The organism is Salinimonas lutimaris (assembly GCF_005222225.1).
Classification (GTDB): Bacteria; Pseudomonadota; Gammaproteobacteria; order Enterobacterales; family Alteromonadaceae; genus Alteromonas; species Alteromonas lutimaris.
Window position 1 is genome coordinate 1,118,344 of sequence record NZ_CP036536.1, and the last position, 14,345, is coordinate 1,132,688.

Consider the following 14,345-nt stretch of genomic DNA (forward strand, 5'->3'; position numbering starts at 1 on the left):
AACGGTTTTAATGGCCCCGTGATAAGCCCAGATACTGCTGATGCAGGGTGTCGACCTGCCCGTCAATGGCGGTGAGTTCACCGTCATTGTCCAGCACATCATCGGCAGCCTGCAGGCGGGTTTGCCGGCTGGCCTGCGATGCCATAATATTTTTGATTACTGTTTCGCTACTGCCGTCGCGCTGCATAGCCCGTTGCAGCTGAGTGGCCTCACGACAATCTACCACCAGTACCCGGTGGGCCATTTTATCCAGCCCGTTTTCAATGAGCAGAGGCACGGCCAAAATGCAGTACGGGTAACGGGCCGCCGCAATATCGCTGTGCATTTTTTCCCGTATGGCCGGATGCAGCAGGCTGTTCAGCCATTGTTTATCAGCCGTGTTATTAAACACTTTTTCACGCAGGGCGGGGCGGTTAAGCGAGCCGTCTGCCTGCAACACGCTGTGGCCAAAATAGGCGGCAATTTGTGCCAGTGCCGGGGTGCCTGGCATTACCACTTGCCGGGCCACAAGGTCAGCGTCAATCACCGGCACGCCGCGCCGGGCAAACGCATCACTGACCGCGGTTTTGCCACTGCCAATGCCGCCGGTCAGGCCTACTACAAAAGGGGCTGTTGGTTTAGTGTCTGCGCTCATGCCAGTACCCATTGTAAATACGCATCGATAATGGGCTGTTTATACAGCAGGGTTAATAAGCCTGCAATGGCCAGATACGGTCCAAACGGGATGGCCAGGGTGCCGTCTTTGCCTTGTTTGAGCATCAGGGCAATGCCAATCACCGCGCCTACCAGTGATGACAGAATAATAATCACCGGCAACCCCTGCCAGCCGGTAAAGGCACCCAGCGCAGCCAGCAGTTTAAAATCGCCATAACCCATGCCTTCTTTGCCGGTAATGAGCTTAAATAACCAGTATACAGACCACAGGCTCAGGTAGCCGGCCGCCGCGCCAATAATGGCGGTGTGAGCATCAACAAACACATTGTTCAGGCTTAACAACAAGCCAAACCACAACATAGGCAGGGTAAGCTGGTCGGGCAGCAGCATATGGTCAAAATCGATCATTATCATGGCAACCAGCAGATAGCACACCAGTACCGCGGCCAGCCCTTGCATAGTGGGGCCAAAATGCCAGGCCACCCAGGTACACAGTAGCGCTGTGGCAGCTTCTACCAGTGGATAGCGCACAGAAATCGACGCTTTGCAGCTGGCGCAGCGGCCCTTTAAAAACAGGTAGCTGATAATGGGAATATTTTCCCATGCACGAATGTTATGCCCACAATGCGGGCAGGTACTGTCCGGTTTAACCAGGTTAAACGCAGGCTGGGGAGCGGGTTCCTGCTCAGGGTGGGTGTAGGCCTCGCATTCGGCTTTAAAGCTGCGCTCCATCATGACCGGCAGGCGGTAAATCACCACGTTTAGAAAGCTGCCCACCATCAGGCTGACAGCAGCCACCAGGCCCAGGTAAAACGCCATGTTCTGCTGGCTTAATTCAATGAGTGCATTCATAGTTTTTGTTATTTTTTATCAGGTTAATCAGTGTGCCAGAGCCGGTCAGGCAGGGCAACGCGTGTGTGTTTTAAAAAAGCGTTCAGCTCAGGGCCGGTTGTTAGAGATACAAATAATAAACCCGGCATAGTGAGGCCGGGTTTATCAGATAAGTGCTGTGCAGGTCTGAGGCTGATTACATTACCTCGGGATAAATTACACCACATTACCCATCTGAAAGATGGGCAGGTACATGGCCACAATCAAACCACCAATTACCACCCCCAATACAGCCATAATCATTGGCTCCAGCAGGCTGGTCAGGCCATCAACCATATCATCCACTTCGGCTTCATAAATTGTGGCAACCTTGCTGAGCATTTCATCTACCGCACCAGACTCCTCACCAATGGCCACCATCTGATTAACCATATCCGGAAACACATTGGTGGCCCGCATGGCAGTGTTCATCTGCATACCACCGGCCACTTCTTTTTTAATAAACAAAATGGCTTCACGATATACCGCATTGCCCGAGGCTCCGGCCGCTGAGTCCAGCGCGCCAATCAGGGGGACACCGGCTGAAAAGGTGGTAGACAGGGTGCGGGTAAAGCGCGCAATGGCGGCTTTTTTCAAAATTTCACCAATCACCGGTATCTTCAGCGTGGCGGCATCGACTTTGTCCCGCAATGCTCTGGATTTGCGATGGGCGCGAACAAACATAAAGCCGGCGCCAAATACAGCAGCGCCCACAAAAATACCGTAGTCCTGCATGCCCCGGGAAATCGCCAGTACAAACAAGGTAAAGGCGGGCAACTCGGCACCAAAACCTGCAAAGATCTCTTCAAACTGAGGCACCACAAAGATCAGCAAAATGGTGGTCACAATAAAGGCTACCACCAGTACCGCAATCGGGTAGAACATGGCTTTTTTAATTTTGCTTTTCAGCGCTTCGGCTTTTTCTTTGTAGGTGGCCAGGCGGTCAAAAATATTTTCCAGCGAACCGGACTGCTCACCGGTACTGACCAGATCGCAGTATAAATCATCAAAGTAGAGCGGGAATTTACGTAGCGAGCGGGATAACGGCGTGCCTGCGCGCACATCATCAGCAATGCTCATCAGCATTTTGCGCATATCCGGCTTGCCATGGCCCTGGGCAATCATTTCAACAGACTGCAAAATGGTGACGCCGGCCCCCAGCATAGTGGCGACCTGACGGGTGAAAACAGCAATATCAGCCGCATTGATTTTTTTACCGCCACCAAATAAAGACTTTTGTTGTTTTTTGACTTTGTGGGCAGAAATACCCTGACGGCGAAGCAGGTTTTTGGCCTCAGCCAGGCTCAGGGCTGAAATCTCCCCTTTACGGCTGGCGCCCTGGCGATCCTTGCCTTGCCAATCAAATACCGTTGCTGTTTTAGCCATAAATAATTCCAACGAAAAAAGCCCTGCATAGCGCAGGGCTTCATATTCTTTAAATTAGCTACCTGAAGAAATTTCAGAATCGCAGCTATTTGACAAATTAATGTCACTACATGCCACAGTCCAGTTTAAGTTACCACCTGTTTGAGGAGCAGGTGTGAATGTAACAGTTGTACTGGGTAAACTATGGTCAGCATCGGTTGTTACCGAGATAATTCCGTTTGCTGTAGTGACGCCAACCACATCGCCTGATGCCACAATTGTTTCTGGAACGCCGTTTGAGTTCTGGTTACAAGCAGTTAATAGTGCCTCAGTCTGGTAGCACACTTCAACTGCAGACTTTGCGACGCTTGATGCATTTAGCAATTCTGAGAATTTAGCTTTCTTTACTGAGTCCTGATAAGCCGGCAATGCTACAGCAGCCAGAATGCCGATGATCGCAACAACGATCATCAGTTCGATCAGGGTAAAACCTTTTTGGTTTGATTTATTCATTTTCATCATGGTAGTTCTCCGGGACGCGATAATCACGTTCGTTTTTAAAAGTTGCTAAGCTATGTAAGTGACTAATAAAAGTTACGTTTTATACCTGGTTCGTCCTTGTGTACGTCCCCGGTACTTGATGCTCAGTATAGGGGGCAACCTCGGGTTGACAAGTATTCAAAAGTATACTCATGTACAGGTTTTATCAGATCGGCGATCCACGGGGAGGGCCTTGCAGCATGCTGCTGCAAGGTGATGGAATTGATTTTAAATCAATGGGTTACTGGCCGTCGATGGCCACTCTTAACGACAGATCGATGGCCTTCACGTGCTTAGTCAGTGCGCCGGAAGATATAAAGTCAACACCTAATTTACCCAGTGAACGTAATCGCTCATCGGTGATATTGCCTGATACTTCCAGTTTACTTTTCCCTTCGGTGATGGCTACTGCCTGTTGGATCTGTTCGTTGGTAAAATTGTCCAGCATGATGATATCGGCCCCGGCTTGCAGTGCCTGCTCAAGCTCATCCAGGTTTTCCACCTCTACCTCAACCAGTTTATCGCTGTGAGTGGCTTTGGCAGTGCTGATGGCAGCCGCAATCGACCCGCAGGCAAAGATATGGTTTTCTTTAATCAGGTAGGCATCAAACAGGCCAATGCGATGATTAGTACCGCCCCCGCAGGTGACCGCATATTTCTGGGCATTACGCAGGCCCGGCAGGGTTTTACGGGTATCCAGAATACGGGTGGGCGAGCCTTCCAGCAACCGGGCATAATAAGCGGTGGTGGTAGCCGTACCCGATAGCGTCTGCAAAAAGTTCAGCGCGACCCGTTCCGCGGTCATAATAGCCCGGGCATTGCCCTGCAGGGTCACCAATTTGGTGTCGGCCACCACGGTATCACCGTCGTTCACATGCCAGGTCAGGCTGATGGTGTTATCAATCAGGGCAAAAGCCTGTTCCACCCAAGCCTTACCGCAAATGGTGGCATCTTCGCGGGTAATAATGGTGGCTGTGGCGTCTTTGTCGGCCGGGATCAGATTGGCGGTGATATCATTGGCCGGGTTCAGCTCGCCGCCCAAATCTTCGGTCAGGGCAGTGCGAACCTGCGCCAGAATCTCGTCTGAATGTGGTTGTACCATAGATAGTGCCATAGGTTCTGTTGATCTCTTTACGTCTGTCTTAAATGTCACGGTTTAACAGTTATTACGCACTGCCGGTGCGCAGTTCTGTTTTTGGTTATCCGGTGTTGTGATGCACATCATACCTGTGAATTACAGGGTTCGCAGTATCAACCAGTCCTGGCGCTGGGTAAATTCCAGCTGTCGCAGTACGCTCATGCCCAGCAGAATCTGGTCGCCCTGCATACCCGGGTTCAGGCTGGCATCCACATTATTCAGGGTAATATCGCCAATACGCAGTTCATCTAATTGAGTTCGGGCGATGCGCACTGTGCCGTTAGCGGTCTGCGCGATGCCGGTTCGGCCGGCTGTCAGGCCCAGTTCCTGTTGCAGGTGGGCCGGAATCGATACCGCAGTGGCCCCGGTATCGACTAAAAAGACCACCGGCTTGCCGTTAATCTGGCCACTGGTCACATAATGCCCCTGCCGGTTTTGTTTTAAACGCACTTCGGTTTGCCCGTCAATGCGCATGGACTCGGGCTCCCGGTTCGGGTTTTGCTGGCCATCCAGCACGTCGGAGAAAATGAGGGTTAATAAGCCCAGCCCGCAAATCCAGGCCAGAATAAACATCCATTTTCCGGTTGAAGCATGACTACTCATGATGAAAACCACTACCTTCTTTGTATACTTGTCCGGTTTGTATTTTGCGGTATGCGCCTTGCTCCGCCGTATGCGTCTTGCTCCGCTGCGCGGGGGGTGTCACACTTGAACCGGGCAGGGTAGCGCATGGCTAGCAATACACTTTTATCGGCGCACTGTTTCAATAATACGGTGCAATAATACGGTGTAAGTCACATACCGTCTTAATCATAAAGTACATGGAGGCCGGGTGAGTATTTTTCCACAGGCAACACAAAAACAGTCCCCGTTTTTTGACCAGCGACCACCTGATACGCCGGTGTCATTGCTGGTGATTCACAATATCTCACTGCCTCCCGGTCAGTTTAACACAGCCGGTATTGAACAGTTATTTACCGGCACCCTGAATGCCAAGGAACATCCGTTTTATCAAACCATTGCAGGCTTAAAAGTGTCTGCCCACTGTGTAATTTACCGGGACGGCAGCATCACGCAGTTTGTGCCCTTTGATGAGCGGGCCTGGCACGCCGGGCTGTCCAGCTTTCAGGGTTTAACGAGGTGTAACGACTACGCGATTGGTATAGAAATGGAAGGGACCGACGATATTCCCTATACCGAGGCCCAGTATGCCAGCCTGATTTCGCTGTCGCGCTGGTTACTGGCTCGCTATCCTCTGATCACTTGCGGGCGTATTGTGGGGCATAATGACATTGCACCGGGCCGCAAAACAGACCCCGGTGTGGCCTTTGACTGGGCCCGGCTGCGTCAGGCACTGTTTTTAACACCCTGATTCACCATTATTTAATTCAATAAATAGTTAATTCAGGAAAAACCACCATGATGCTGATGAGCCTGTTGCTGGCACTGCTTGCAGATCGTTACTGGCCGCGCCACACCAGTGGGTATCTTGCCGCCTGGTATGCCCGGCTGGTGCCCCCTAAAACTGGCGAACAGCCAGACTACAGCACCGGACAGCAGATATTGATTATGCTGCTGCCAGCCCTGCTGCTGGGCGGCATGTTGTGGCTGGCAGAGTCATTTCTGCTGACCTTTGTCGTACAGACACTGGTACTGATTCTGGCGCTGGGTAAAGTGGATATTAAGCGACACTACCGCCGCTATCTGGAAGCCGGGCAGCGGGGCGACACCGAAGCCCAGGCAGTTTACCTGGGAATGTTGACTCAGCGTCAGCCGTCTGCCGAAACGCTGGACACCTGCATGGCAAAATGCCTGTTATGGTTAAGTTACCGCTATTACAGCGCGCCCATTATTGTGTTTGTTTTGTTGGGGCTACCTGGTCTACTACTGTATTGCGGTGCCCGCTATTTGTCGTGCAATGATGCCAGCGAAAAAACCTTGCCCGGACTGCTGCTGTTCTGGCTTGATCTTATCCCGGTGCGTATTGCCACCTGCGGTTTTTTGCTGGTCGGGCATTTTGCCAATGCGACCTCTGCCTGGCTGAAAGGTTTACTTAATTTCAGGTTGTCGGCACAACATTATTTAATCAATGTAGGCCAGCGTGCTGAAGAATTAGACAGCCGGGAGAATAATTTATGTACCCGCGGTGCGCTGCGCCTGGCCCGCAGAAATAACATTTTTCTGGCGGTTTTTACCGCTGTATTAACATTGTCAGGCATCATACTGTAATTGGTATGATGCTAAGTACCTAACGATTAAGCATTTTTATCTACATCCTCAGCTGTTCAGACCAGTTTGGGCGGCCTGAAAAAATCAACAAAATCAACGGCTGCCGTTAACATTTAAAAAACCTTATCTGTTTGTCACCGGGCAAAGTATTTACCTGCGATTTAAAGTACCCTAAACTGTATAGGTAAAATGGTATGACCATTAGGACGGTATAGTGCAAAGCTGTTTACAAAATAGTCAGTTTGGCGTTAAGTTGCTCTTTGCCACAGTGAAGGCATTTGCCGGCATACCACGATAAAAAATCGCCCCGACATTGCAGCGCGTAATTGAAAGGAATGCCATGCAGCAAGGCCGCAAAAAATTGTCTGATGTTATCACCGAGCAGCTGGAATCTATGATTCTGGACGGCACGTTGCTGGCCGGACAAAAGCTGCCTCCGGAGCGCGAGCTGGCACTGAAGTTTGATGTGTCCCGGCCGTCGTTGCGAGAAGCAATTGGTAACCTGCAGGCGCGCGGGCTGGTTGAGCGTAAACAGGGTGGTGGTACGTTTGTCAGTAAGAATCTGAATGCAGCCATGCGCGATCCCCTGATGGCATTGATCAGTCGTCGCCCGGAAACGCAGTTTGACCTGTTAGAGTTTCGACATGCCCTTGAAGGTATGGCAGCCTATTATGCGGCGTTACGGGGCCAGCCGGAAGACTATGCAGCGCTGACCGCAGCGCTGGAACAATTACCGGCGCCGGCGCGCAATGATGAGCAGCGTCCGCTGGCAGAAGCGCTGGGCCAGTTTTATATCATTATGGCCCGGGCGTCCCACAATATGGTGTTACTGCATGTGATGAGTACCATGCAGGCCATGCTGGTGGACAACATAGAACGAAATTTAGATATGCTGGCACAGCACGTCGATGTCGCCGCGGATTTATCCCGGCAGCGGGCTGAGATTGTTGCCGCCATATCGCAGCGAGATCCAGAGAGCGCACGGCAAGCCTGTAATGCGCATCTGGCGTTTATTGAGAAAACCCTACTGGCAATTAATCAGCGCGACAGCCGAGTGCAGCGCGCGTTAAGACGCCTGGAAATTTAGAGGCGTAAAGCCCGTTAAAAATTACACGCAGGCCTGGAGTGTTGGGCGCGTAAAAAAAGCGGTGGGCTGAAGGTAGCACACTGAAAGTACAACATAATTTAGGTATTCCATCCGTCGCCGGCCTGCGGTGCTATGGATGGTTCTTATATTAAGCAAAAATAGGATGGCACCATGACTGATATGATGCACCAAGATGTGGATCCGCAAGAAACACAAGAATGGCTGGAGTCAATAGAGTCAGTTTTAGAAGAAGAAGGTATTGAAAGGGCTCACTTCTTATTAGAATCACTAATTGAGAAAGCACGCAGAAATGGTGCCCACTTACCCTATGATGCAACTACCGCGTACATAAACACTATTCCGCCGGGCCAGGAACCGACCATGCCGGGCGACCAGACTATCGAAGGCAAGATTCGTAACGCACTGCGTTGGAATGCCCTGATGATGGTACTTCGCGCGTCGAAAAAAGACATGGAACTGGGTGGTCACATTTCCAGTTTTGCCTCGTCAGCCATGCTGTACGATGTGGGCTTTAACCATTTCTTCCGCGCCCCGAATGATAAAGACGGCGGTGACTTCCTGTTCATTCAGGGCCACGTGTCGCCAGGTATTTACTCACGCGCCTACATTGAAGGTCGTCTGACCGAAGACCAGCTGGACATGTTCCGTCAGGAAGTGGACGGCGAAGGTCTGTCTTCTTACCCGCACCCTAAACTGATGCCTGATTTCTGGCAGTTCCCGACGGTATCGATGGGCTTGGGCCCAATGCAGGCGATTTATCTTGCCCGCTATCTGAAATACCTGACCAACCGTGGCCTGAAAGACTGTTCAGAGCAGCGCGTATGGTGCTTCCTGGGTGACGGTGAAATTGATGAGCCGGAAAGCTTGGGTGCAATTGGTCTGGCGTCTCGCGAAGGCTTGGACAATCTGACCTTCGTGGTTAACTGTAACCTGCAGCGTCTGGATGGCCCGGTTCGTGGTAACGGCAAAATTATTCAGGAACTGGAAGGAACCTTCCGCGGCGCAGGCTGGGAAGTAATCAAGGTTATCTGGGGTCGCTACTGGGATCCACTACTGGCGCGTGACTCGTCTGGCAAACTGCTGGATCTGATGAACGAAACGGTAGACGGTGAGTACCAGAACTTTAAAGCCAAGGGCGGCGCTTACACGCGTGAGAAATTCTTTGGTAAGTACCCTGAGCTGAAAGAAATGGTGTCGAACATGTCTGATGAAGACATCTGGCGCCTGAACCGTGGTGGTCACGATCCGGTAAAAGTGTATGCCGCATACGACCGTGCAACCAAGACCGAAGGCCGCCCACAGGTCATTCTGGCCAAAACAGTAAAAGGTTATGGCATGGGCGCGGCGGGCGAAGGTAAAAACATTGCCCACCAGGTGAAGAAAATGGATACCGAGGCGGTAAAAGCCTATCGCGACCGTTTCAATATTCCGGTATCAGATGAAAGCCTGTCTGATCTGCCTTACTACAAGTTTGATGACGACAGCGAAGAGATGAAATATCTCAAGGCACGCCGCGATGCGTTGCACGGCTACATGCCTCGTCGTCTGGCTAAGAGCACTGAAGATCTACCGGCGCCACCGCTAAAAGCGTTTGATGCGGTAACCAAAGGCTCAGGCGATCGTGAAATCTCTACCACGATGGCGTTTGTACGTGTACTGACCGCCATGCTTAAAGACAAGCAGATTGGTAAGCGTGTGGTGCCGATTATTCCGGATGAAGCACGTACCTTCGGTATGGAAGGTCTGTTCCGTCAGGTGGGTATTTATTCGTCACAGGGTCAGAAGTACGAACCACAGGATTCTGATCAGGTCGCTTACTACCGTGAAGACAAAAAAGGTCAGGTACTGCAGGAAGGTATCAACGAGCTGGGTGCAATGGCATCATGGCTGGCAGCGGGTACTTCGTACAGCACCAACGACCTGCCGATGATTCCGGTTTACATCTACTACTCCATGTTTGGTTTCCAGCGTGTGGGCGACCTGGCATGGGCGGCTGGTGATTCTCAGGCGCGTGGTTTCCTGGTTGGTGGTACTGCAGGACGTACGACTCTGAACGGCGAAGGTCTGCAGCACCAGGATGGCCACAGCCATACCCAGGCGGCACTGATTCCAAACTGTATCAGCTACGACCCGACTTACGGCTACGAAGTGGCAGTGATTGTTCAGGACGGTCTGCGCCGCATGCTGGAAGAACAGGAAGATGTGTTCTACTACCTGACAGTGATGAACGAAAACTACAAGCAGCCTGAAATGCCGAAGAATGTTGAAGAAGGCATTGTGAAAGGTATTTATCTGCTGGACACCGTAGGCGAGAGCAGCAAGAAAGTGAAACTGCTGGGCTCAGGTACCATTTTAGAACAGGTACGTGAAGCGGCTGCCAAGCTGGCCGAAGACTACGGCGTTGAAGCAGAAGTTTACAGCGTGACCTCATTCAATGAGCTGGCCCGTGACGGACTGGCGGTGGATCGTCACAACATGCTGCACCCTGAAGCAGACGCACAGACAGCATTTATCACAGATGTACTGTCGCAGGGTAACGATGGTCCGACTATCGCCGCGACTGACTACATTAAGAACTATGCCGATCAGGTACGTAACTTTGTGCCAGGCAGCTACCGTGTACTGGGTACTGACGGCTTTGGTCGCTCAGACAGCCGCGCAAACCTGCGTCGCCACTTTGAGGTTGATGCCGCTTATGTGACTTACGCAGCCCTGTATGAGCTGTACAAAGCGGGCGATCTGGATGCCAAGACTCTGTCTCAGGCAATGAAAGATCTGAACATCGACCCAGAAAAAGTCAACCCACTGTACGCGTAAGCACAGGAGATTCAGTAACATGGCAGATATTAAAGACGTACTCGTACCAGATTTAGGTGAAGACGAAGTTGAAGTCATTGAGCTGTGCGTTGCAGAGGGTGACGACGTAGAAGCCGAAGATTCTCTGGTAACCGTAGAAAGTGACAAAGCCAGCATGGACGTGCCAGCCCCGTTTGCCGGTAAGGTAAAGGCGCTGAAAGTGAAAGTTGGCGACAAAATTTCTCAGGGCGATTTACTGGCACAGCTGGAAGCTGCTGGTGGCGATGACAGCGGCAGCGATACCGCTGCCGAAGAAGCGCCAGCGCAGGACAGCCAGCCAGAGCAAAAAGCGGAAAGCGCGCCTGAAAAAGAAGACAAGCCAGCACAAACGCAGCAGTCTGGTGGCAGCAGCACCATTGAAGTCACTGTGCCGGATATTGGCGATGCCGCCGATGTGGACGTGATTGAAGTGCTGGTAAAAGAAGGTGACACGGTAGAAGCCGAAGATGGTCTGATTACCCTGGAAACCGACAAAGCCACCATGGATGTTCCTTCACCGCAAGCCGGTAAAGTGGTTAGCCTGAAAGTGAAAGAAGGCGACAAGGTCAGTGAAGGTTCACTGGTACTTACACTGGAAGTGGCAGGTGGTGAGTCATCACAGGAATCCTCTTCAGCAGCCAGCGAGTCCGCGCCAGCTGCACAGGAGTCGTCATCACAGGCCGCTGAAGAAAGCGCTGCTGATGAAGCCACTGAAGAAGAAATCGAAGTGACTGTACCGGATATCGGTGATGCTGAAGATGTTGATGTTATCGAAGTGCTGGTTAGCGAAGGTGACACAATCGAGGCGGAAGACGGCCTGATTACGCTGGAAACCGATAAAGCCACGATGGACGTACCAGCACCAAAAGCCGGAACTATCACCAAGATGCTGGTGAAGCAGGGTGACAAAGTGTCCAAGGGCTCTAAAGTTCTGATGCTGAAAGTGCAGGGCAGCAAACCAGCGGCTCCTAAGCAGGATAGTAAGCCGCAGGACAGCCAGTCTCAGCAGAGCAAGCCGCAGCAGTCAGCGCCTCAGGCATCTGACATGCCTAAGCCGCCGCCGGTACCACATCATCCTTCTGCCGGTGAAAAGCCGAAGTCTGGCAAGGTACATGCGTCACCGTCGGTACGCCGTCTGGCCCGTGAGTTTGGTGTTGATCTGACTCAGGTATCTGGCTCTGGCCCGAAAGCCCGTATTTTGAAAGAAGATGTGCAATCGTTCGTGAAGTACGAATTGTCACGCCCCAAAGCCAATGCATCCACATCGGGCAAAGGCGAGGGTGGCCTGCAGGTTATTGCTCAGCCTAAAGTTGATTTCTCGAAGTTTGGAGAAGTGGAAGAAAAGCCACTTAGCCGGATTCAGAAACTGTCTGGCCCGAATCTGCACCGTAACTGGGTGACTATCCCGCATGTTACGCAGTTTGAAGAAGCAGACATTACTGAGCTTGAGAACTTCCGTAAGGAACAAAACAAGATTGCGGAAAAACGCAAACTTGGCTTTAAGATTACGCCGCTGGTATTCATGATGAAGGCCGCTGCAGATGCATTAAAAGCATACCCAATCTTTAATACTTCACTTTCTGCTGACGGTGAGTCTTTAATTCAGAAAAAGTATTACCATATTGGTATTGCAGTAGATACACCAAATGGTCTGGTTGTGCCGGTGGTACGTGACGTGGATAAGAAAGGTTTCCACGAGCTGTCGCAGGAACTGATGGAAATCAGCATGAAGGCCCGTGACGGTAAACTGAAGTCTGCTGACATGCAGGGTAGCTGCTTTACCATCTCCAGTCTGGGCGGTATCGGCGGTACGGCATTTACGCCAATCGTTAATGCGCCTGATGTAGCCATTCTGGGTGTATCGAAAAGTGATATTAAACCGAAGTGGAACGGCAGCGAATTTGAACCTCGCCTGATGGTGCCGCTGTCATTATCTTATGACCACCGTGTGATTGACGGTGCGGTAGCAGCACGCTTTGCCGTGCATCTGAAAGGGGTGCTTGAAGACCTCCGTCAGATGTTGCTGTAATCAGTCACAACCAAAAGGGGAGAGCGGTAAGCCTCCCCTTTTACGCTTTTTATTAAGCAATTAGCCTGCTTGGCTTTACAGGGCCGTCGCGCCCTAGTTAAAATTCTTAACGCATATTTTTCAGATATTTGACAAATTTGAGGTCACGATGAGCGAAATAAAAACTCAGTTAGTAGTATTGGGTGCAGGACCTGGCGGTTATTCAGCCGCGTTCCGCGCTGCCGATATGGGCGTAGAAACCGTAATTGTTGATGCCAGGGAAACACTGGGTGGGGTGTGCCTGAACGTAGGTTGTATCCCGTCTAAAGCCCTGCTGCACGTGGCCAAGGTAATGAAAGAAGCCAAACACCTGTCAGCCCACGGTGTCAGCTTTGGTCAGCCAGAAGTCGACCTGGACAAGCTGCGCGATTACAAAGATTCTGTAGTTGGTCAGCTGACTAAAGGTCTGTCTGGCATGTCTAAAATGCGTAAAGTTAAGCATGTACGTGGTTTTGGTCAGTTCACCGGCGCTAACTCCCTGGAAGTTAAAGGCGAAGACGGTGAAGTAACGACCATCAAATTCGACAACGCGATTATCGCAGCAGGCTCTGAGCCGGTATCTCTGCCGTTCATTCCTGAAGATGACCGTGTCATCGACTCAACCGGCGCGCTGGAAATGAAAGATATTCCGGAAAAAATGCTGGTACTGGGCGGTGGTATCATCGGTCTGGAAATGGGCACGGTATACGAAGCCCTGGGTTCAAAGATTGATGTGGTTGAGTTCCTTGACCAGCTGATCCCAGCTGCTGACAAAGACATCATGAAAGTCTTTATGAAAGAATATAAAGACAAGTTCAATGTGATGCTTGAAACCAAGGTGACTAACGTAGAAGCCAAAGATGACGGCCTGTACGTGACGTTTGAAGGTAAAAATGCACCAGCCGAGCCGGTACGTTACGACAAAGTACTGGTAGCCGTAGGTCGTAAACCAAATGGCGGTAAAGTAGGCGCTGACAAAGCCGGCGTCAATGTTGATGAGCGTGGTTTCATCAATGTTGATAAGCAAATGAAAACCAACGTGAGCAACATCTACGCGATTGGTGATCTGGTTGGTCAGCCAATGCTTGCGCACAAAGCTGTACACGAAGGCCATGTAGCGGCTGAAGTTATTGCTGGTAAGAAGCACTACTTTGACCCGCGTTGCATTCCTTCTGTTGCCTATACTGAGCCAGAAGTTGCCTGGGTTGGTCTGACAGAAAAAGAAGCCAAAGAGCAGGGCGTAAGCTATGAAACTGCCTCGTTCCCATGGTCAGCCTCTGGCCGTGCGATTGCTTCTGATGCCACTAACGGCCTGACCAAGATGATTTTTGATAAAGAATCTGGCCGGGTTATCGGTGGTGCCATGGTCGGTACTAACGCCGGTGAAATGCTGGGTGAAATTGGCCTGGCTATTGAGATGGGTGCAGATGCTGAAGATGTGGCACTGACTATTCATGCTCACCCAACTCTGAATGAGTCAATCGGTCTGGCATCAGAAATCTTCGAAGGAAGCATTACTGATATGCCTAACCCGAAAGCGAAGAAAAAGTAACTGATTC

General features: G+C 51.2%; 12 protein-coding genes. 6 read left to right on the forward strand and 6 right to left on the reverse strand.

Annotated features, from left to right (window positions below):
- Nucleotides 1–7: 7 nt before the first annotated feature.
- The 6 genes from coaE to EZV72_RS04795 form a co-directional block, all read right to left on the reverse strand.
- The gene (coaE, locus tag EZV72_RS04770; protein ID WP_137166161.1) at nucleotides 8–634 is read right to left on the reverse strand and encodes a dephospho-CoA kinase; all 627 of its coding nucleotides are present in this window, start codon (nucleotides 632–634) and stop codon (nucleotides 8–10) included.
- A complete protein-coding gene (locus tag EZV72_RS04775) occupies nucleotides 631–1,506 on the reverse strand; it encodes a prepilin peptidase (RefSeq protein WP_137166162.1) in 876 nt (291 codons plus the stop codon). Before EZV72_RS04775 ends, coaE begins: the two co-directional genes overlap by 4 nt.
- 195 nt (nucleotides 1,507–1,701) lie before the next feature.
- Entirely contained in the window at nucleotides 1,702–2,910 is a 1,209-nt protein-coding gene (locus EZV72_RS04780; protein WP_137166163.1) for a type II secretion system F family protein, read from the reverse strand.
- A gap of 54 nt (nucleotides 2,911–2,964) precedes the next feature.
- Nucleotides 2,965–3,411, reverse strand: coding sequence for a pilin (locus EZV72_RS18710; RefSeq protein ID WP_137166164.1), 447 nt, complete (start codon nucleotides 3,409–3,411; stop codon nucleotides 2,965–2,967).
- 259 nt (nucleotides 3,412–3,670) lie between these two features.
- Nucleotides 3,671–4,531 (reverse strand): carboxylating nicotinate-nucleotide diphosphorylase, encoded by an 861-nt coding sequence (nadC, locus tag EZV72_RS04790; RefSeq protein WP_137166165.1) that lies wholly within the window; start codon nucleotides 4,529–4,531, stop codon nucleotides 3,671–3,673.
- Nucleotides 4,532–4,663: 132 nt separating this feature from the next.
- Nucleotides 4,664–5,170: a retropepsin-like aspartic protease family protein gene (locus EZV72_RS04795; RefSeq protein ID WP_137166166.1), complete on the reverse strand. Its 507-nt coding sequence runs from the start codon at nucleotides 5,168–5,170 to the stop codon at nucleotides 4,664–4,666.
- 229 nt (nucleotides 5,171–5,399) lie between these two features.
- Here EZV72_RS04795 and ampD point away from each other — a divergent pair, with 229 nt between their 5' ends.
- The 6 genes from ampD (at nucleotide 5,400) to lpdA (ending at nucleotide 14,338) form a co-directional block, all read left to right on the forward strand.
- Nucleotides 5,400–5,939 (forward strand): 1,6-anhydro-N-acetylmuramyl-L-alanine amidase AmpD, encoded by a 540-nt coding sequence (ampD, locus tag EZV72_RS04800; protein ID WP_137166167.1) that lies wholly within the window; start codon nucleotides 5,400–5,402, stop codon nucleotides 5,937–5,939.
- 47 nt (nucleotides 5,940–5,986) lie between these two features.
- A complete protein-coding gene (gene ampE, locus EZV72_RS04805; RefSeq protein ID WP_137166168.1) occupies nucleotides 5,987–6,796 on the forward strand; it encodes a regulatory signaling modulator protein AmpE in 810 nt (269 codons plus the stop codon).
- A gap of 340 nt (nucleotides 6,797–7,136) precedes the next feature.
- Nucleotides 7,137–7,883 (forward strand): GntR family transcriptional regulator, encoded by a 747-nt coding sequence (locus tag EZV72_RS04810; protein WP_137166169.1) that lies wholly within the window; start codon nucleotides 7,137–7,139, stop codon nucleotides 7,881–7,883.
- A gap of 171 nt (nucleotides 7,884–8,054) precedes the next feature.
- A complete protein-coding gene (gene aceE / locus EZV72_RS04815; protein WP_137166170.1) occupies nucleotides 8,055–10,721 on the forward strand; it encodes a pyruvate dehydrogenase (acetyl-transferring), homodimeric type in 2,667 nt (888 codons plus the stop codon).
- A 19-nt stretch (nucleotides 10,722–10,740) separates the two neighbouring features.
- Nucleotides 10,741–12,768: a pyruvate dehydrogenase complex dihydrolipoyllysine-residue acetyltransferase gene (gene aceF, locus EZV72_RS04820; RefSeq protein WP_137166171.1), complete on the forward strand. Its 2,028-nt coding sequence runs from the start codon at nucleotides 10,741–10,743 to the stop codon at nucleotides 12,766–12,768.
- A 148-nt stretch (nucleotides 12,769–12,916) separates the two neighbouring features.
- A complete protein-coding gene (gene lpdA / locus EZV72_RS04825; RefSeq protein WP_137166172.1) occupies nucleotides 12,917–14,338 on the forward strand; it encodes a dihydrolipoyl dehydrogenase in 1,422 nt (473 codons plus the stop codon).
- Nucleotides 14,339–14,345: the final 7 nt, after the last annotated feature.